General features: G+C 65.4%; 16 protein-coding genes. 8 read left to right on the top strand and 8 right to left on the bottom strand.

Translation table 11 applies throughout. The annotated features are described in order from the left end of the window. Window positions 1-30: 30 nt before the first annotated feature. Genes murA through VNK82_07135 form a run of 3 tightly spaced genes read right to left on the bottom strand, consistent with a single transcriptional unit; the run spans window position 31 to window position 3,341 of the window. Entirely contained in the window at window positions 31-1,344 is a 1,314-nt protein-coding gene (gene murA / locus VNK82_07145) for a UDP-N-acetylglucosamine 1-carboxyvinyltransferase (protein HXE90723.1), read from the bottom strand. Window positions 1,345-1,404: 60 nt separating this feature from the next. Continuing rightward, a complete protein-coding gene (gene murQ, locus VNK82_07140) occupies window positions 1,405-2,313 on the bottom strand; it encodes an N-acetylmuramic acid 6-phosphate etherase (protein HXE90722.1) in 909 nt (302 codons plus the stop codon). Then, window positions 2,310-3,341, bottom strand: a complete 1,032-nt coding sequence (locus tag VNK82_07135; protein HXE90721.1) for a serine hydrolase domain-containing protein — start codon at window positions 3,339-3,341, stop codon at window positions 2,310-2,312. The genes murQ and VNK82_07135 overlap by 4 nt, the downstream gene beginning before the upstream one ends. 429 nt (window positions 3,342-3,770) lie before the next feature. Between VNK82_07135 and VNK82_07130 the strand changes: the two genes are divergently transcribed. The 5 genes from VNK82_07130 (at window position 3,771) to VNK82_07110 (ending at window position 8,998) form a co-directional block, all read left to right on the top strand. Continuing rightward, entirely contained in the window at window positions 3,771-5,975 is a 2,205-nt protein-coding gene (locus VNK82_07130; GenBank protein HXE90720.1) for a serine hydrolase, read from the top strand. 68 nt (window positions 5,976-6,043) lie between these two features. Then, on the top strand, window positions 6,044-6,991 hold the full coding sequence (locus VNK82_07125) for a serine hydrolase (GenBank protein HXE90719.1): 948 nt from the start codon (window positions 6,044-6,046) through the stop codon (window positions 6,989-6,991). 68 nt (window positions 6,992-7,059) lie between these two features. Beyond that, on the top strand, window positions 7,060-7,836 hold the full coding sequence (locus tag VNK82_07120) for a hypothetical protein (GenBank protein HXE90718.1): 777 nt from the start codon (window positions 7,060-7,062) through the stop codon (window positions 7,834-7,836). 36 nt (window positions 7,837-7,872) lie between these two features. Beyond that, window positions 7,873-8,676 (top strand): hypothetical protein, encoded by an 804-nt coding sequence (locus tag VNK82_07115; protein ID HXE90717.1) that lies wholly within the window; start codon window positions 7,873-7,875, stop codon window positions 8,674-8,676. A gap of 79 nt (window positions 8,677-8,755) precedes the next feature. Next, window positions 8,756-8,998 carry a hypothetical protein gene (locus VNK82_07110; GenBank protein ID HXE90716.1) on the top strand — a complete coding sequence of 81 codons (243 nt, stop codon included), beginning with the start codon at window positions 8,756-8,758 and terminating at the stop codon, window positions 8,996-8,998. Between the two features lie 91 nt (window positions 8,999-9,089). Here the strand turns inward: VNK82_07110 and VNK82_07105 are convergent, their stop codons facing one another. Then, window positions 9,090-10,190: an HD domain-containing phosphohydrolase gene (locus tag VNK82_07105; GenBank protein HXE90715.1), complete on the bottom strand. Its 1,101-nt coding sequence runs from the start codon at window positions 10,188-10,190 to the stop codon at window positions 9,090-9,092. 120 nt (window positions 10,191-10,310) lie between these two features. On the opposite strand from VNK82_07105, the gene VNK82_07100 reads away from it, so the two are divergent. Continuing rightward, complete coding sequence (locus VNK82_07100; GenBank protein HXE90714.1) at window positions 10,311-13,838, top strand: GAF domain-containing protein; 3,528 nt, start codon at window positions 10,311-10,313, stop codon at window positions 13,836-13,838. A gap of 201 nt (window positions 13,839-14,039) precedes the next feature. On the opposite strand, the gene glmU is transcribed toward VNK82_07100, so the two are convergent. The 4 genes from glmU to VNK82_07080 all read right to left on the bottom strand — a co-directional run bounded on the left by glmU (window position 14,040) and on the right by VNK82_07080 (window position 17,846). After that, a complete protein-coding gene (glmU, locus tag VNK82_07095; GenBank protein ID HXE90713.1) occupies window positions 14,040-15,455 on the bottom strand; it encodes a bifunctional UDP-N-acetylglucosamine diphosphorylase/glucosamine-1-phosphate N-acetyltransferase GlmU in 1,416 nt (471 codons plus the stop codon). 68 nt (window positions 15,456-15,523) lie between these two features. Then, entirely contained in the window at window positions 15,524-16,501 is a 978-nt protein-coding gene (yvcK, locus tag VNK82_07090; GenBank protein HXE90712.1) for a uridine diphosphate-N-acetylglucosamine-binding protein YvcK, read from the bottom strand. Between the two features lie 76 nt (window positions 16,502-16,577). Beyond that, the gene (locus VNK82_07085; protein HXE90711.1) at window positions 16,578-17,120 is read right to left on the bottom strand and encodes a tetratricopeptide repeat protein; all 543 of its coding nucleotides are present in this window, start codon (window positions 17,118-17,120) and stop codon (window positions 16,578-16,580) included. A gap of 276 nt (window positions 17,121-17,396) precedes the next feature. Beyond that, complete coding sequence (locus VNK82_07080; protein HXE90710.1) at window positions 17,397-17,846, bottom strand: PCYCGC motif-containing (lipo)protein; 450 nt, start codon at window positions 17,844-17,846, stop codon at window positions 17,397-17,399. Window positions 17,847-17,972: 126 nt separating this feature from the next. Between VNK82_07080 and lepB the strand changes: the two genes are divergently transcribed. Then, window positions 17,973-18,530: a signal peptidase I gene (gene lepB, locus VNK82_07075; protein HXE90709.1), complete on the top strand. Its 558-nt coding sequence runs from the start codon at window positions 17,973-17,975 to the stop codon at window positions 18,528-18,530. Window positions 18,531-18,575: 45 nt separating this feature from the next. After that, window positions 18,576-18,872: a hypothetical protein gene (locus VNK82_07070; protein ID HXE90708.1), complete on the top strand. Its 297-nt coding sequence runs from the start codon at window positions 18,576-18,578 to the stop codon at window positions 18,870-18,872. The last annotated feature ends 33 nt before the right edge of the window (window positions 18,873-18,905 follow it).

Here is an 18,905-nt window from a genome sequence, read left to right as displayed (position 1 = left end):
AGGACACGAAGGAAAACAAAGTAGAGATCTTCAGCTCTCGACCGGGGCGACGGGGGCGGGGGAGCGGCGGGGGAGCATTTCGCCGATGCGCTTCATCTGGGCGCCGACACCGCGCAGCTTTTCCTCGATGCGCTCGTAGCCGCGGTCGATGTGATAGACGCGGTCGATGATGGTCTCTCCTTCGGCGACCAGGCCGGCCAGCACCAGGGACGCGGAAGCGCGCAGGTCCGAAGCGAGCACGGCGGCGCCAGAAAGCGGAGTCTTGCCGCGGACGACGGCGCGGTTCCCCTCCGTCTTGATACTGGCGCCCATGCGGACCAGCTCCTGGGCGTGCATGAAGCGGTTCTCGAAGATGTTCTCAGTGACAACGGAAGTGCCTTCAGCCTGCGTGGCGAGAGCCATGTACTGCGCCTGCAGGTCGGTGGCGAAGCCGGGATACTCGGCGGTGGAGACATCGGCGGCGCGCAACGCGCCGTTGCCCATGACGCGGACGGAATCCTTGCCGGTGCGCAGGGTGACGCCGCACTCTTCCAGCTTCTGCAACAAGGCGTGAATGTGGCGCGGGTCGCAGCCGGAGACGACCAGGTCGCCGCCGGTGAGCGCGCCGGCGATGACAAAGGTGCCGGCTTCGATGCGGTCGGGGATGATGCGGTGGCGTGCGCCGCGCAGCTTCTCCACGCCGCGGACGCGGATGGTGGGGGTTCCGGCGCCTTCGATGTGCGCGCCCATGCGGGTGAGCAGCGCGGCGAGGTCGGCGACCTCGGGCTCGAGGGCGCAGTTCTCCATCACGGTCTCGCCATCGGCGAGCGTGGCGGCCATGAGCAGGTCTTCGGTGCCGGTCACGGTGATCTTGTCGAAAACGATTTGGCCGCCGCGCAGGCGCTCCGCCTGGGCGACCACGTATCCGTGCTCCTGGGTGATGGTGGCTCCGAGACGCTCCAAGCCCTTGATGTGCAGGTCGATGGGGCGGGCGCCGATGGCGCATCCGCCGGGAAGGGAGACGCGCGCGTGCCCGGTGCGCGCCACCAGCGGGCCGAGGACGAGCGTGGAGGCGCGCATGGTCTTCACCAGTTCGTACGACGCTTCCGGTTCGCGGATGAGGTTGCGGCAGCAAAGGGTGGTGCGGTGGTGGGCGCGTCCGTAGCCGAGTTCGACTTCAGCGCCCATGGATTCCAGCAGCCTGCGCTCGGTCTGGATATCGCGGACGTCGGGGATGTTCTCAAGGATGACCGGTTCTTCCGTGAGGAGCGCGGCGGCCATGGCGGGGAGAGCGGCGTTTTTCGCACCACTGACGCGGATGGTGCCGATAAGAGGATTGCCGCCGCGAATGACGAACTTATCCATTCGCATTAGTTAACCACAGAGGACACAGAGCAACACAGAGACGTCCCAGGTTCCTCCTGATTAGACACCAAGGATAGCGTGGCGGACGTGGCCGCGAGCGGCGCGGAGGCGCCGCCGAGCTTCCGCCCGGGAGACGCCGCGCTTCACCATCACCAGGGCGACAGGCAGGTTGCCGCCGGCAAGCTGGAGAGCGCGAACCGCGGCCGCGCGAGTCAGTCCCGTGGCGACTTCGAGTGCGGCCAGCGCTCGCTCCCGCAACTTCCGGTTCCTCTGGTGAACGTTGACCATCAGGTTGCCGTAGACGAAGCCGAGGCGGGCCATGGCGCCGGTGGAGAGCATGTTGAGAGCCATCTTCTGGGCGGTGCCGGCCTTCATGCGAGTGGAGCCGGCGACGACCTCCGGACCGGTGGGGAGAACGATGGGGATGTGGGCGGCGCGCGCAAGCGGCGTGCCGCGATTGCAGGTGATGGCGACGGTTCGCGCGCCGCGGCTGCGAGCCAGGGCCAGGGCGGCGACGGTGTAGGGAGTGCGTCCGCTGGCCGCGAGGCCGACGACAACATCCCTGGGTCCGGGTTTGCGGCGGGCCAGGTCGCGGCGACCGGCAGCGGCGGAATCTTCGCTGACTTCGGAAGCGGAAGCCAGCGCGCGGCGACCTCCGGCGATGACGAATTGGACGCTGCGCGGGCGGGTGCCGAAGGTGGGCGGGCACTCGGCGGCGTCGAGCGCAGCGAGACGCCCGCTGGTGCCTGCGCCGACGTAGATTACGCGGCCGCCTTTCGCCAGCGACCGGGCCATGGCGTCAATGGCACGGGCAATGGCGGGAAGAGCCCGGGAGACGGTGCGGGCGACGGTCGCGTCTTCCTGGTTGATGCGGCGGGCGATGTCGAACGCGGAGAGGGTGTCGAGCGCGACCGTGGCTGGGTTGCGGGCCTCGGTAGGCACGCGCGGCTTGGTTGCACGGCCAGTCATCGGAGCGCCTCGATGATGGCGTCATGAAATCGCGGGCGAACTTCCTTGATCTTCTGCGAACTGCGGTCGGGGAAGGTGCGGTTGGTGAGCAAGGTGACGGAGAGGGCGCGGTCGGGGTCGATCCAAAGCGAAGCACCGGTGTAGCCGAGATGGCCGAAGGAGCGCGGCGAGAAGTGCCGGCCGGACTGCGAGGGGTGGCGCGGCGTGTCCCAGCCGAGGGCACGGGAAGTGCCGGGCGGCGAGGATTCCCGACGGGTGAACAATTCGACGGTCTCCGGGCGCAGGATGGGATGGCCGCCGCGCAACATCATGTGCGCGAACGTGGCCACATCGGCGGCCGGCGCGAACAGGCCGGCGTGTCCGGCGACGCCACCGAGGACGCTGGAGTTTTCATCGTGCACCTCGCCCTGAATGATGCGGCGACGAAAGTCGCGGTCGTCCACGGTGGGCGGAATGCGGGACTTCCATGCGGCAGGAGGATTGAAGGTCGTCTGAGCCATCCCCAGCGGACCGAAGACTTCGCGGCGACAGAACGAATCCAACGGCTCGCCGGCGATGCGCGCCAGAGCTTCGCCCAATACGATGAAGCCCAGGTCGCTGTATGCGGCGCAAGCGCCGGGATCGGCTTCAAGCGGAATGGAAAAGGCGGCGTGCAAGAGCGCGTCGCGGGTGGCGGCGGTTTTGAACAGGCGCTCGTAGGCGGGAAGTCCGGAAGAGTGCGCCAGCAGCATGCGGAACGTAACGGCGCGGCGGCGGGGGTCGTCGGCAGAGGCGAATTCGGGAACGACCGAGGCAAGTGGCGCTTCGAGGTTCAGATGGCCGCGCTCGTAAAGCACCATTGCCATGGCCGTGGTGGCGATGACTTTGGAGACCGAGGCGAGGTCGAATACGGTGGCTGCGGTGACTTCCGGACTGGAAGCAGCATAGGTGAAGCGGCCAAGGCCCTTCAGCGCTACCAGCTTGCCTTCGTGTGTAACCGCGACGGCGGCGCCGGGGAAAGCATGGTCGGCGATGCCCTCGTCGAGCACTCCGAAGGCGCGGGCGAACGCCCTGTCCTGGTCAGAGTAGGACGGCAGGGGCAGCGTGGAGGTTGCGGTAGCGTTCTTCAGAAGGGAACGGCCTCAGTCGAGTCGCCAGCGAGGTAATTCTAGCGCAGCGGAAGCGACCCGGCGGTTGACGCGAAGGATGCGGGGGGTGCGTGAAAACAGCCGCAGAGGTTTGCTCCCACGTACGCGCCGAAAAGCGCGGCGCGAACGAGAGGCACCCGGGGGATCGAATCCGTCGCTTGATTTGGGTTTGGGATTCGTCCACACTCGCTGCACTTGACTGTGTCCACGAGAACGTTTCCGATCCGCGTTCTGCCTCCTCTACTCCTCTTTGTATCGCTGGCGACTCCGTGGGTGTGCGGGCAGGATTTACCGGAACTCTCTGCCGACCGGTTTGCCGCGCTTGATGCAGTGCTGGAGAAAGCGATAGGTGAGGGCGAGGTTCCCGGGGCTGTCGTCATTGTGGGGCAGGGCGATGCGGTGCTGTACCGGCGGGCGTTCGGATGGAGGGCGCTGGAGCCGGAGCGCGAGCGCATGACGCTGGATACGGTGTTCGACCTGGCATCGTTGACGAAGCCGATGGTCACTGCGACCGCACTGATGCAACTGGTGGAGCAGGGCAACGTGGACGTGGACGACCCGCTGACCAAATATCTGCCGGAGTGCGCGGCGAATGGCAAACAGGCAATCACGGTGCGGATGCTGGCCACGCACTATTCCGGATTGCGGGCGGACCTGGCCCTGACAGAAACGTGGAGCGGAAAAGAAGAGGCGCTGCGGCGGGCCTGCGCAGAGAAGCCGGTGGACGCGCCGGGAACGAAGTGGCGCTACAGCGACATCAACTACATCCTGTTGGGCGAAGTGGTGGAGCGGGTGAGCGGGCAGCCGCTGGCGGAATATGCGCAGCGCAAGATCTTCGCACCTCTGGGGATGAAGGAAACGCGTTTTCTTCCGCCCGACGAATGGCGGCGGCGGATCTTGCCGACCGAAGCAGACGAATCGGGCGCGATGCTGCGCGGCGTGGTGCACGATCCCACGGCGCGGCGCATGGGCGGCGTGGCTGGTCACGCGGGAGTGTTCTCGACGGCGGACGACGTGGCCCGGTTCGCACGGGCCATGCTGGCGGGCGGAGAGGCCGTGCTGACAGCGAAATCCGTGGCGTTGATGACCTCGCCGCAGCAGCCGGGCGCGGCGAACGTGCTGCGCGGCATCGGCTGGGACATCGATTCGCCGCACTCCAGCCCCCGCGGGGACTGGCTGCCGCGGGGATCGTTCGGGCACACCGGGTTCACGGGAACGTCGCTGTGGATCGATCCGGCGTCGCGCACGTACATCGTGCTGCTCACCCATGCGGTACATCCGCGGGGTGGGAAGTCCGCGGTGCCATTGCGCAGGCGGGTGGCGAACGCGGTCGCAAAGTCCCTGCGAATCGGAGCGCTGGCGACGACCAAAGAAGCGGGCGCGACGCAGACCGGTATTGATGTGCTGGAGGCGAGCAAGTTCGATCTGCTGCGTGCGCCGGGTGCACAGCGGCCGCGGAGGATCGGGCTGCTGACCAACGAGACGGGGAAGGATTCGCAGGGACGCAGGAGCATCGACGTGCTCGGCCGCGCTCCCGACGTCGAACTGGTGGCGATCTTCAGTCCCGAACATGGAATCACGGGAGCGGAGGACCGTGCGGATATCGCCGACAGGCGCGACGGCCCGACCGGCCTGCCGGTGTACAGCCTGAACTTCGCTAATCCGGCGACGCGGCGGCCGCGGGCGGAGTGGCTGCGCGGGCTGGACGCGGTCGTGGTGGATCTTCAGGATGCCGGTGCAAGCTTCTACACGTACTACCTCACCATGGCCTACATGATGGAGCAGGCCGCGAAAGAGGGCGTGGAGGTGGTGGTGCTCGACCGGCCCAATCCCGTTACAGGGACGGTTGTCGAAGGACCGGTTTCCGACGCGAATTCCGCCAGCCCACTGCATCCCTACGTCTTGCCGGTGCGGCACGGCATGACCATGGGCGAGCTGGCACGGATGCTCAATGGGGAACGTAAGCTCGGAGCCTGGGTGAGCGTCGTTCCCATGGCGGGCTGGCGGCGCCGACAGTGGTTCGACCAGACGGGTTTGACGTGGGTGGCACCATCGCCCAATCTGCCGAGCGTGGCGGCGGCCACGCTGTATCCCGGCGTGGCCATGGCGGAGTGGTCCAACGTCTCGGTGGGAAGGGGAACTGCCAGCCCCTTTGAGGTGCTCGGTGCACCCTGGGCGGAAGGAGACCGGCTGGCCGCATACCTTAGCCGCCGAAAGATTCCCGGGGTGCGGTTCGAGGCTGTGCAGTTCACGCCGTTGTCGAGCGTATACAAGGGAGAGGCCTGCCAAGGCGTAAGAATCGCTGTGACGGATCGCGAGCGGCTGCGGACGAGCCGTCTGGGAGCAGAATTGATTGCGGCAATGATCCGGCTCTATCCGGCGAAGTACGATTTGGGCAGGACGGCGGACCTGGTCGGAGACAGGGGTACGGTTGAGGCGCTGAGGCGCGGCGAGGATCCAGGCGTGGTCTCAAACCGCTGGCAGCAAAAGGTAAAGCAATTTATGAGGACGAGACAGAGGTATCTAATGTACTGAGAGTTCGCGAAACGCTGACCAGCCAGTACGCGAAGAGCACGAAGAGCACGAGGTAGGAATCAGACAACATGGAAACGGTCCTACGATGGGCAAAGCTTGCGTGTCTGGCGGCTGCGCTGCTCGCGCTGCCACCTTCCAGCCGGGCGGAGGATAGCCTGCAACGGCGGCTGGAGGCGATGGCGAAAGCCCATGCGGGAGGAGTCGCGCTCTATGCCAAGCATCTGAAGACCGGGCAAGTAGTTGCGCTTGACGCGGACCGGCCGGTGCCGACGGCGTCGGTCATCAAGCTGCCCATCCTGCTCGAAGCCTTCGCACAGGTGAAGGCCGGCCGGCGAAGCTTGCAGGACCGCTTGGTCCTGAATGAAGAGAACAAGGTGCCGGGTTCAGGTGTGCTGACGCTGCTCCACACCGGTCTGGAAGTGACGCTGGAGGACGCGCTCGTGCTGATGATCGTCCTGAGCGACAACACGGCGACGAACCTGGTCATCGACCGGGTGGGCATCCCGGCGGTGAATGAGCGTATGGCTGGGATGGGTCTGAAGAATACTTATCTCTATAAGAAGGTGTACAGGCCAGCGCAGGGGCAGGTGCCGGAGGACCAGAAGCAGTTCGGGCTGGGCAAGACCACGGCGCGGGAAATGGCGGCGGTGATGGAATCGGTGGCGCGGTGCGAGCTCGGCGACGCGGCCCTCTGCCGGCGTATGATCGAGATGCTGCAGAAACAGCAGTACCGGAACATGATTCCGCGCTACCTGGAAACCGTGGATACGTCGGAGGAGGCAAGCGCCGTCGCCGATAAGGTGGGACAGCTCGACGACGTGCGCAACGATGTAGCGTTGGTCCATACCACCACGGGGCCGGTCGTGATTTCTGTGTTCACTTACGGCAACCAGGACCGGAGCTGGACGCCGGACAATCAGGCGGAGATGCTGGTGGCGCGAATGGCGGAAGCCATCGTCAAAGCGTGGGCGCCGAAGGGTGTTGGGACGGAAAAGCCAACCAGCGAGAACAAGTAGGCGTCTAACAGGATTTGCCGCATCCTGCTGGGAGCGGACCGGAGCACGGGGAGGAGAAGAGTATGCGCTTGCCAGGGATTTTACTGCTGGCCACGGGCTTGGCAGCCGGATACCAGGGACCCGATGAGCCTGCGACGTCACCTCAGACGACCGGCCAGAAACAGGAAGCACCGGCGGAGGAAATGCCGGTGCGGATCGTCGTGCCCGCGGGGACCAAAGTGCCGCTGGTGCTGAAGCACGCGGTTTCGACCAAGAGCGCCCGCCCGGGCGACGGAGTGTACCTCGAAACCACCTTCCCGGTGACCCAGAACGACCGCGTCGTGATCCCGGCTGGAACGTACGTGCAGGGCGAGATCACATCGGTCAAGCGGTCGGGGCGGGTGAAAGGGCGCGCGGAACTCCTGCTGCACTTCACCACGCTCATCTACCCGAACGGCTACACGGTGAAGCTGCCCGGCGCGCTGGACAGCGTTCCCGGCTCTGAGGACAAGACCATCAAGGACGACGAGGGCACGATCCAGGCGGAGGGCAGCAAAGGCCGGGACGTCAAGACCGCTGCAGGCACGGCGGCGACCGGCGCCGTGATCGGCGGGGTGGCGGCCGGCGGCAAAGGCGCGGGGATCGGCGCTGGAGTGGGCGGGGCCGCCGGGGTGCTGATCGGCTTGTTTTCGCGCGGTAACGAGGTACGCCTGGAATCGGGCACGGCGGTGGAAATGGTGCTGCAGCGGGACCTGGTCCTGGAAGAGCGGCGCCTGGACAAGCCCGCGCGCGAACTGGTCCCCGTGAAACAGAGCGACCGCCGTCTGGAAAAACCGGTGTTGACCCCACCGCCGGACACGCACTGAGGGTCCGCAGGTCCTCTGTTACCATCGAGTCCTGCGATGGCCGTTCGCACCATTTTCGCCATGGCGGAGGATTGCGCGCGCGGCGAGCGCCGCGGTTGGCAGGAGTTCGTCCGTGACTACCTTCCCATCGCCCGGCGGCTGCTGGAGCACTACTTCGCAGTCCTGAAACCCGACCTGCCGAACCACACAGCCGCGGTGTTCGAGCGCGCACGAGCGCAGCAGAACGCCTGGTTCCGAGGTCTGCGCTTTTCCAACGAGCGCGAGTTCCTGATGGCCTTCCGCGAACTCGTCTTCCTCTATGGACGCGAGGAAGCGCGGGTACCGGTGCCGCGCATCTCCATGGAGCAGTACCAGCAGCTCATCGAGGGACTCTCCCTGGTGGAGCGGGAAATGCTCTGGCTGTACGTCAAGGGTTACGATGCGCCGCAGATCGCGCCCATGATCATGAACGCGGCGGCGACCGCGGAGGCGGTGAAGTCGGTGGCCCAGGAGCGCATGGCGAAGCTGCTGCCCGGGTCCGTGACCGAGGTGTTCGGCGGGTCGGTGCACGCCCTGATCGAGGCGGCGGAGCAGGCCAGGACCGACGCCTGCCTGCCGTGGAAGACCTTCAACAACATCGTGAACGGCCAGATTGCGTGGCGGGAGCGCGAACTGGCCGAAGCCCACGTGCGCAGCTGCCTGTACTGCATCGACCGGTTCACTTCCTTCCAGGAGATGATCCGCTACCGCAAGGATGCCGTTCCCGCGTCCGAAGCTGAGATCGACGCTGTGCTGGCCCGGCTTGGATTCGGCGGCAGTGGGCAGAAGGGCCTCCTGGCGCGGCTGTTCTCCGGCGCCTAGCACAAAAGTGGTGGTCGCTTTTCAATAGCCGCCTGCAACTTTCGCCCCGGGCACGGCGTCTCATGATATAGAGAGCATGATGAGCGCCGAAACCAAAGAGCGGCTGCGGCGGTGGGCCATACCCCTGGCGGTGCTGGGCCTGGGGAGCCTGGCGGGCGTAGGCCTGGGCCTGGGCGGCTGGAAGATGGTCCTCCCCTGGCTGTACCAGAGGCCCGAAGCCGGCGAGCGGCGGAGCGATGCCTGGGAGCAGGAAGCCGAGCGCGAGCTCGCCCAGATCCGTGAGCGCCTGAACCGGCTGGCGAAATCGCTGGAAGTCGCGTAGTTTCCCCGAACCGGGCCGACCGGCGCCGGACGTTTCCCTTTGCTGACTCCTGGTTTGTGAATTCTGGCCGGTTGGGCCGGCGCCGAGAAGGCTACACCCGGGCGGCGAGCTGGCCGTGGGCAGCCGAGAACTGGAAGACCTGAGCGTCAATCTCGCGGCGCAGCTCCTCCCAGATGCTTTCCGGCATGGTGTTGAACACGCGAACCACTTCCGGGTCGAACTGCTTGCTGGCCCAGCGATTGATCTCTTCCTTGGCGGCGGCGTAGGACTGGGCCTTGCGATAGGGGCGGTCGCTGGTGATGGCGTCGAGCGTGTCGGCGATGGAGAAGATGCGCGCTCCCAGGGGAATCTGCTCGCCGCGGAGGCCGCGGGGATAGCCGGTGCCGTCGAACCGCTCCTGGTGGGAATAAACGATCTCGGCGGCTTCGGTGAGGAAGGGGATCTTGCGCAGCATCTGGTAGCCGCGATAGCAATGCTCGCGCATGATGGCGATCTCCTCCTCGGTGAGCGAGCCCGGCTTGCGCAGGATGGCGTCCGGGATGGCCATCTTGCCGATGTCATGCAGGAATGCGCCGCGGGCGATGACGCGGATCTGCTCGCTGGGCAGCCCCATGGCGCGCGCGATGGCGATGGTGAACGCCGTGACGCGCTTGGAGTGGCCCTCGGTCTCGGCGTCCTTTAGGTCGAGGGCATCGCCCAAGGCTTCCAGCGTGATGTCGTAGGAACGCTCCAGGTCGCCCATGGCTTGGCGGAGCTGCTCCGTGCGCGAGGCCACCAACTGCTCCAGGTTGAGCTGATAGTTGCGGTTTTCGACCTTCAGACGGCGATTCTCCAGCGCCCGCCGCACGGTAGCCAGCAATTGCTCGCGCTCGAAGGGCTTCAGCAGATAGTCGTACGCGCCGTTGCGGATGGCGGCCAGGGCGATGGAGATGTCATGCACGGCCGTCACCATGATGACCGGCATGTCGGGATACTTTTCCTTTACGCGCTCGAGCAGGCCGATGCCGTCCAGTTCGGCCATCATCAGATCGGAGAGCATCAGCTCGAACTCGGCGCCGGAGTCGAGGATGGCCAGGGCTTCCAGCCCGGAAGCCGCCTGGCGGCACTGGTACCCGGCGCTCCCCAGCATGGAGGAGACGATTTCGCGAATGGACTCTTCGTCGTCGACGACCAGAATGCGGTCAGCGCTCATGGGGTCACGCGAGGTAACGTTACTCGTCGTTACTTCGGTTCAGCCTCGGCCATTGTACACAGAGTCTTTTGAAAGACAATGTAAGGAACCCGGGAAAGCAAGGTGCCGCGGAAGATTTCCGTGGTATACAGGGCGAGAACCCTTCCCGGCAAAGGCATGGGGTTGGAGCGCTGGTTCACGTACAACCTGCTGCAGCGGTTCGCGGCTGCGGAGTTCCTCTCGCAGGCGACCACCATCCTGGTGTTGCTGGCGGGCGGCGTCCTGGTATACCGCAGCTTCCGCGAGCGCTATTTGCTGTTGTGGATCCAGGGATGGGTCGCCTATCTGGTCTACAAGTTCGGGGCCATGAACGCGCTCTATGCGCGTCCCGGGCAGACCATCTGGCCGGCCCTTTCCGACGCCGGGTACGTGCTGGCACTGACCTCGTTCGCCGCCAGCGTTCTCTACTTCATTGACAACCGCAAGCTGCTGCTGCCGCTGGCCGCCGCCACGGCGGTGGCGCTGCAGGCCGCGCTGGCCCGCTCCGTATGGCTGCCGGATTCCGAAGTCATGGACGTGTTGTGTTTCGGATTGCAGATGGCTGTTTCCGCCACGGCTGCGATCCAACTGGCCGTGTTCGCCTTCGGCCGCCGCGCGCGCGGTCCCATGCTGTTCGCCCTCAGCCTGTTGCTGATGCCCCTGCAGCCGCTTCTGCCTGCGTACGAAGGCGTGATCGAACTGGTGATCGGAATGGGCATGGTGGTGATCGTGCTCGACGAGTCACGCACCCGGACCACCCGCTTGCAGGTGATGCACGGCATCACTTCGGCGCTCTCGCAGGCGCAGGACCTCGGGGACATGATGAACGCGGTGCTCACTGAACTGAAGTCGCTGATGGGAGCACGCGCGGCCTGGTTCCGCCGGGTGGAAGGCGATCACCTGGTCCTGGCTCACTACATCGGCCTGCCGGAAGAATTTGCTCGCGCCTGTTCGACCTTGGAGGTCACGGGGAGTGCGGCGCAGGAAGCCTTTTTCGAAGGCACGCCGCGCATGGTCGCGGTGGAGGAGATGAGCACCGAGACCGCTGAGCATCTGCGGCGCGCCGGCATTCGCTACGCCACCTTAGTCCCGGTACGGGGAAAGCACGGCGTGCTGGGGCTGCTGGTGCTGGGCTACCGTTTCTTCCGGCTCGGCCGGGCCGATGAACTCGAGTTCCTCACCACGACGGCCGACCAGCTCGGCCTGGCGATCGAGAACCTGCGCATGCTGGACGAGGTGGTGCGCTCGCAGCGGCAACTGGCGAGCACCTTCGATTCCATCGAGGACTGCATCCTGGTCCATGACGCCAAGTTCCGCATCATGAAGGTGAACCAGGCCCTGCTGGGCCGGCTGGTGCGCAAGCCGGCATCGGTGCTGGGCAACACCTGCGAAGCGGTGCTGCCGCGGGTAGGAGACCGCTGGACCGGTTGCCCGTACTGTTCGCGGTCGGCCGGGCTCTTTGGTGAGGCGCCCGACCCGTGCTTCGGAGGCTTCTCGTTGGTCTCGACGTCCTCCTACAGCGAGGGGGGCGCGGAGCATCTGGGCACCATCCACATCATCAAGGACATCACCCACCAGCGCACCGCGGAAGAGAAGTACCGGCTGCTGTTCCAGCAGGCGCAGGAAGGGGTGTATATCGCGTCGCCTGGCGGCAAGCTGCTGGACTCCAACGACGCCTTTGCCCGCATGCTGGGCTACAGCAGCCGCGAGGAAGTGCTGAAGCTCAACATGGGCAGGGACATCTACGCCGCGCCCGAGCAGCGCGAGGCGTTCTGCCGGGAAATGGAGTCGGCGAACTTCGTGCGCAACTACGAAGTCACCTTGAAGCGCAAGGACGGCAGCCGCATCACCGTGCTGGAGACCAGCTTCGCTTCACGCGACTCGACCGGAGCCGTGGACTGCTTTCAGGGATTCATGCTCGACATCTCCGCCAAGAAGCGGGCGGAAGAAGAGATGCGACGGCGCAACCGCGAGCTGCATGCCCTGAATACCATCGCGGTCACCGCCACCCATTCGCTGGAGCTGCCGGAGATCCTGGAAGTCACCCTGCAGCAGGTGATGGAGCTGTTCCGCACCGATACCGGCGCCATCTACCTGGCGGACGAGGAACGCCACGTGCTCCAGCGGAGGGCCGCGATCGGGCACCGGGGAACGGAGTCGCCTCCGTCCGAAGTGCAGGTGAACGAGGAATTCTGGGAGCGGGTGCGGCGTTCGCGGACGCAACTCATCACCCATCTGCACCTGCCGCAGCTTCCGCAATTTGTGGCTGACTACGCGGCCGCCGAAGGATTGAAGTCGTGGCTGTGGGCGGTGCTGTGGATCAAGGACCGGATCGTGGGCGTGCTGGGCGTGAGCAGCCGCACGCCGCGCGAATTCAGCGCCACCGATGAGAACCTGCTCATCGCCATCGGGCGGCAGCTCGCGACCACCATCGAGAAGGTGCGCCTCTACGAGGAAACGGTGCGCGCCTATGAAGACCTCAGGACGACGCAAGAGCAGTTGCTGCAGAGCGAGAAGATGTCCGCGGTGGGGCAGCTCATCTCGGGGGTCGCGCACGAGCTCAACAACCCGCTGACCGCCATCCTGGGCTATGCCCAGTTGCTGGAGAACGAGAACCTCAGCGACCGCGTGCGCGACTTCGTGCAGAAGCTCTACAAGCAGGCGCAGCGGACGCATCGCATCGTGCAGAACCTGCTGTCGTTCGCGCGGCAGCGCAAGCCGCAGCGCCAGAACATCGACCTGCGCCGCGTGCTCGAAGAGGCGCTCACCCTGCGCGAATACGACCTGCGCATGAAGAACATCGTCGTCAGCCAGGAATCGGAGACGCCGTTGCCGGGCGTCATCGCCGACCAGCACCAGCTCGAGCAGGTCTTCCTGAACATCATCAACAACGCCGTGGACGCCATTCATGAGGCGGGCCGCGAAGGCCGGCTCATCACGCGAGTCTTCATGGAGGGCGACCATGTCTGCGCGGAGATCCAGGACAATGGCCCGGGCATGCGCGACCCCAAGCGCGTGTTCGATCCCTTCTACACCACCAAGGCGGTGGGCAAGGGAACGGGACTGGGCCTGAGCATCTGCTACGGCATCCTGAAGGAGCACGGGGGCGAGATCGTGGCCCGCAACGCCCCGGACGGTGGCGCAGTGTTCCAGGTGCGCCTGCCGGCGGTGCGCAACCCGGCGGTCCGCACCGAAAAGCGCCGCCGCGTGAAGCCCGGCGAAGAAAAAATGCGCGGGAAGATCCTGCTGGTCGAAGACGAGGACGCCGTGCTCGACTTCGAGCGCGAAGTGCTCACCGGCGCTGGAGCCGAAGTGGTGGCCATGAAGCGCGGCGACGAAGCCATCGCGCGTCTGCAGCACGAGACCTTCGACGCCATTGTGCTGGATAGCCACATGCCCGGCCCGTGGAGCGGACTGGAGGTCTATCGCTGGATTGCTGAGACCCGGCCGGAACTGGAGGGCTGCGTGGTGATGACCTTCTCCAATGACATCACCGAAGGCTCAGTGCGCCGCTTCGTCCAGGAAACGCAGGTGCAGCGCGTGATCAAGCCCTTCGAGGTCGCCGACCTCATTGCCCTGCTGCACGGCATCCTGGAGAAGAAGAAGGAAGTGGTCGCGCCGCGCGCGTAAGCAGTGCCTCGCCCCGGAGTCCGCCAGCCGCGCGGCTGGTCCCCAAAATCCTGAAAAATCCACGGAACCTTTTTCCCTGGCGTGCGTCTTATATACAAACCCCCAGTACCTCAAAGTGGGCATGTCGGGGTTACAAGCTTCGGCTTGCCCACCCCCTCTTTTTCCAGTCGTGCAGCGATGTTGCAGGACTGGAACCTCGCGTCAGCGGTGTGAGATTTTCTTCGCAGCTTTGGCCTTGTTCCGGCGCACCCAGCCGGGCTTGTTGACCTGGCGGCCGCGGGCGATGGCGAGCGCGCCCGCCGGGACGTCTTCCGTGATGGAAGAGCCGGCGCCGATGTAGGCGCCGCGTCCCACGCGCACCGGAGCTACCAGCGTGGTATCGCTGCCGATGAAGGCGCGGTCTTCGATTACCGTCACGTGCTTGCGCGCGCCGTCATAATTGCAGGTGATGGTCCCGGCGCCCACGTTGACGCCCGCTCCGATCTCCGCGTCGCCGAGATACGTCAGGTGGTTGGCCTTCGCGCCGCGTCCCAGGCGGGCCTTCTTGGTTTCCACGAAGTTGCCCACGTGCGCGCCTTCGCCCACGTCGGTTCCCGGACGCAGATGGGAATAGGGGCCGAGGATGGCGCCGCGGCGCACGCGGGACTGGTCCAGAATGCAACCGGGGCGGATGGTCACGCCGCTTTCGATCTCGCAATCGCTGATCACGCTGTAGGAGCGGATGCGACAGTCGCTGCCGATGCGCGTCTTGCCCAGTATCTGCACGAAAGGTTCGATGACCGTGTCCGGAGCGATCTCGACCTCGGCATCAATGACGCAGGTTTCGGGCTGGAAGATGGTCACGCCGGATTCCATGAGTCGCGCACACTTCTCGCGGCGCAGCAAAGCGTCGAGTTCGACCAGTTCCGCACGCGTATTGGCGCCGAGAACTTCCTCGCTGCTTTCGACGCGCAGGGCCACCACGCGCTCACCGGCCGCCGCCAGGATGGCCGCCATGTCCGTGAGGTAGAGCTCGCGATGATAGTTGGCCGTGGAGAGGCGGCCGATATGCCGGAAAAGCGGGGCCACGGCGAAAGCGTAAATCCCGGAATTGATCTCTCTCGCGTTCTGCTGTTCGGGAGTGAGCGCGCGGGCTTCCACGATGGCGGAGACCTCGTCACCGTAGCTGCGGATCACACGGCCGTAGGCGGCGGGGTCGGGAGGCTCGGCAGTCAGAATGGTCATGGCGGCGCCTTGGGCCAGGTGAAAGTCGCGCAGGCGAGCGATTGTTTCCGGACGCACCCGGGGGACATCGCCGGAAAGCACCAGCACGTGGGTGTACGCCGCAAGCGCGCGCCGAGCCACCATGAGGGCATGACCGGTGCCGCGCTGCGGCTGCTGCAGGACGAAGCGCACGCCGGTCGCCTCCACGGCCTCGCGTACGCGCTCGGCCTCGTGGCCGATGATGACGTGAATGTCGCGGGCGGGAACGACCCGGCGTGCAGCGTCAATCACGTGGGCAACGAGCGGCTTGCCCCCGACCGGATGCAGCACCTTGGGATGCTTCGACTTGAGCCGCGTCCCTTTGCCGGCCGCCAGAATGGCGACGGCGAAGCGCGCCTTGCCGCGTGTGGCCATGGACGCACTATCTTAGCAGGGGCTTTGTCCGGCACCGCTCGCGGCCACGACAAACCTTGGTCCTAACTTCACGCCCGTCGCTGGCGAACCAGGTCGAGCAGCAGGGCGGCAAGACGGCTGGAGCTGTGGCGGGCGACGCCGTCGGGCTCGAGCAGGTCGGCCAGCACGGGGCGAACGCCCAAGGCAGCGATGGCGTCCAGATCGTTGACCACCTGGGCCGCCCCCTCCAGCGCATAACGCGCGCGCAACTCCGGAGAAATCGGCTTGGAGTTGAGCACCGCGAGGTCGAAGATCTTCCTGCCGGCGTGCTGGAAAATGGCGCGGATGTGGTCGGCGGCGCTGAGGCCCAGGCTTTCATTGGCCTGGGTCATCAGATTGCCGACGTAGACCTTGAGCGCGGGCGCGGCGGCGATGGCTTCCGGGATGCCGTGCACGCACAGGTTAGGGATGAGGCTGGTGAACAGCGATCCGGGCCCCACGGTGATGAGGTCGGCGGCGGCGATGGCGGCCAGGGTCTGCGGCAAGGGCTGCGCGTCGGGCGGCACCAGGTAGAGCTCCTTGATGCGACGCGAGCTGGCGCTGATGGCGGTCTCGCCGCGCACGCGCGAGCCGTCGTCCATCAGCGCTTCGAGTTCGACATCGGCCGTAGTGGAAGGGAAGATGTGCCCGTGCGCCGCGAGGATGCCGGAAGAAAGCCGCACGGCTTCGGCGAAATCACCCGTGATTGACGTCAGGGCGGTGAGAAACAGGTTGCCGAAGCTGTGTCCTTCCAGGCCCGAGCCGGAGGCGAAGCGGAACTGGAACAGGCGGCTGAGCAGCGCCTCATCCTCGGACAGCGCCACCATGCAGTTGCGGATGTCGCCGGGCGGAAGCATGCCGAGCTCGCGCCGCAGACGGCCGCTGGAGCCCCCGTCGTCGGTGACGGTGACCACGGCCGTGAGGTCGGCCACCGGGAACGGCGAGCGCACCGGGGAGGTGGCGGTCGTGACATAGTGCTTCAGCCCGCGCAGGACGACGGAGAGTCCTGAGCCCCCGCCGAGCGCCACTACGCGGCAGCCGTGGGCGGCAGACGATTCCGTTGGTGCCGGGGAACCCATGCAGGGGAAAAAGGCGAGTGCCAGTTTACCGCCGGCGGCCCTCCGCCGGGAGTGGCGGCGGGAGGTCAACGCCTTCCTCTGGGTAGAGCAACTCCGTGAAGCGGGGATCGTCGAACAGGTTCTGAAAGTCGGGGTCGTTGCGGGCCTGCAGGCGATTGCCGGGGTTCATGCGGATGGCGCGATCCAGGTTGCGCAGCGAATCCTCCACCCGGCCGGTAAGACAGTCGAGCACAGAGAGGCCGTAGACGGCGTAGTCCGCCTTGGGGTGCTGCTTCAGGATCTTCTCCATGTGGCTGCGGGCCTCCTGGTAATTGCCGGCGTTCATCAGGGAGATGGCGTAGTCGTAGTGCTCCTCGGGCGTCTTGAAGCTGGTGCCGGCACGCGCCAGGTGCTGGCTGCAGGTGTTAAGGTGAACCGCGGCGCGATCGGCCAGCTCACGACTGGGACCCTTCACCACCTTCTCGAAGTAGGCCTTGGCCCGCTCAAACTTGTGTTCCTGCATGGCCTTCAGGCCGGCCTCATAATTTTCCACAATCTGCCCGAGCGCTGGGTCGTCGAGTTGGGCCACATGCTGGAGGGGTTGGGTCCGGGTGGTTTGGGCATGGCCCTTTGCACGCACAGGCCCATTTGTTTTCTTGCGCTTAGGTCCGGAACGCTTGAGTTTTCCTGCGCTTTTTCTTTTCATCTCAACGCTTTCCGTAGGGAAGCTGCAATTATGCGCGTGTGCACGGCTGTGGAAAACCGGCCGGTGCAGCGCACCCCTCGAGCACGGTAAGGAACCAGCGAGGAGCCCTTATACGCGCAAGCAGGCGGACGCGTCAACTGCACAACAAATGGTGCAACTCTATTGGGCGGAGCCGGCCTTCTGCAGATCGATCTGCTGCCAGTCGCCGCGGATGATGCCTTGGCGAATCTGGGCCGCTGTCTTCTTCTGCCTGACCATCTGGTCGATGTAGAAGACTTCTTTCATGCAGGTGGCGCAGTGAGCGCCGTGCGCGCTCTCAAAGCAGGAGCGCAGGCTGCCGTGTCCGACGCTGCGGTCGCAGAAGCAGTAGCAGGGCTCCTGGTAGAGCACGCTGCTGTGCTTTTCCGCCAGCTCGTAGGAGCGGGCCTGGAAGGGGTAGCGGAAGTTGTCGCCCACGCGCTCCGCGGCCGGAAGGATGGGCGGCAGGTTCGCGCTCTTTGCCGGAGGCTGCGCGTGGTAGGCAGGGATGTTGGAGGCCTGGCTGGTCCACTGAGCCGAAGTGGCGGCAGCGACCAGAGCCACAAAAGCAAGCGTCAGGACACGTCGCATGAGGGGCTCCAAACGGTCATTGTACTGCAGGCTTAGATGAAAGCGGAAGCTGAACGGTTACCAAAAGGACAGGCCTGCCGGGATTACCTTTGTGCCGGCGAATTCATCTAAAATCAAGCGGAACCCATGACCCAAGAAGGCGGCCATTCGGAAGCCCAGTCGGCGACGGCGCCGAAATCCATCTGGCGCACCTGGGTACGCGATCTCCTGATGGCCTGCGGCATTGCCGCCTTCATCATCCTGTTCCTGTACCAGCCGGTGAAGGTGGAAGGCAACAGCATGCTGCCCAGCCTGGAAGACCAGCAGCGCATCTTCATCAACAAGTTCGTGTACCGGCTGGAGGCCATCCATCGCGGGGACATCGTGGTGTTCCGGTATCCGCGCGATCCCTCGAAAAGCTACATCAAGCGCGTGATCGGCGTACCGGGGGACCGGGTGCAGGTGGTGGCCGGACGGGTGCTGCTGAACGGCGCCTTGCTCGACGAGCCGTATGTGCCCAAGCAGTATTGGGATTTTCGCTCGTATCCCGAGGTGCTGGTGCCGCCAAGGGCGTACTATGTCCTGGGGGACCACCGCCTGATGTCGAATGACAGCCGCGAGTTCGGTCCGGTCACCGAGGACCAGATTTACGGCAAGGCGGTGTTCGTGTACTGGCCGGTGGCGCGACTGGGCGCGCTGCACTAGCAAACACCGCAGTCCGATGGCCCAAGACGACGCACTGGGGGAATTGTGGCGGACGAACCGCAAGCGGGACAGCCGGAGCAGACTCAAGAGCAGGTCCAGGATCAAGAACAGGAACGCCGCGGCCAGGGCACGGTGGTCGGCGCCCTGATACTGGCGATCCTGGGCGCGTTCCTGTCGTTCTTCACTGTCGTGCTGATTACCCTGCTGGGGCTCTTGCTCACCATACGCGATACCTCCCAATGGGCAACGCCGATTCGCAACGTCATCGTGCAGGTGGCAGGACCGACTGCACTGGTCGTGTTCTTCATCACCCTGGTACTGATGCTGCGCCGCCTGCGCTGAGCAACGGCTTGGCGCTTCCGCGATTGCCTGCTA

This window comes from Terriglobales bacterium (genome assembly GCA_035573675.1).
Lineage (GTDB): Bacteria > Acidobacteriota > Terriglobia > Terriglobales > Acidobacteriaceae > DATMAB01.
This window is presented reverse-complemented; position numbering and strand designations above follow the sequence as displayed.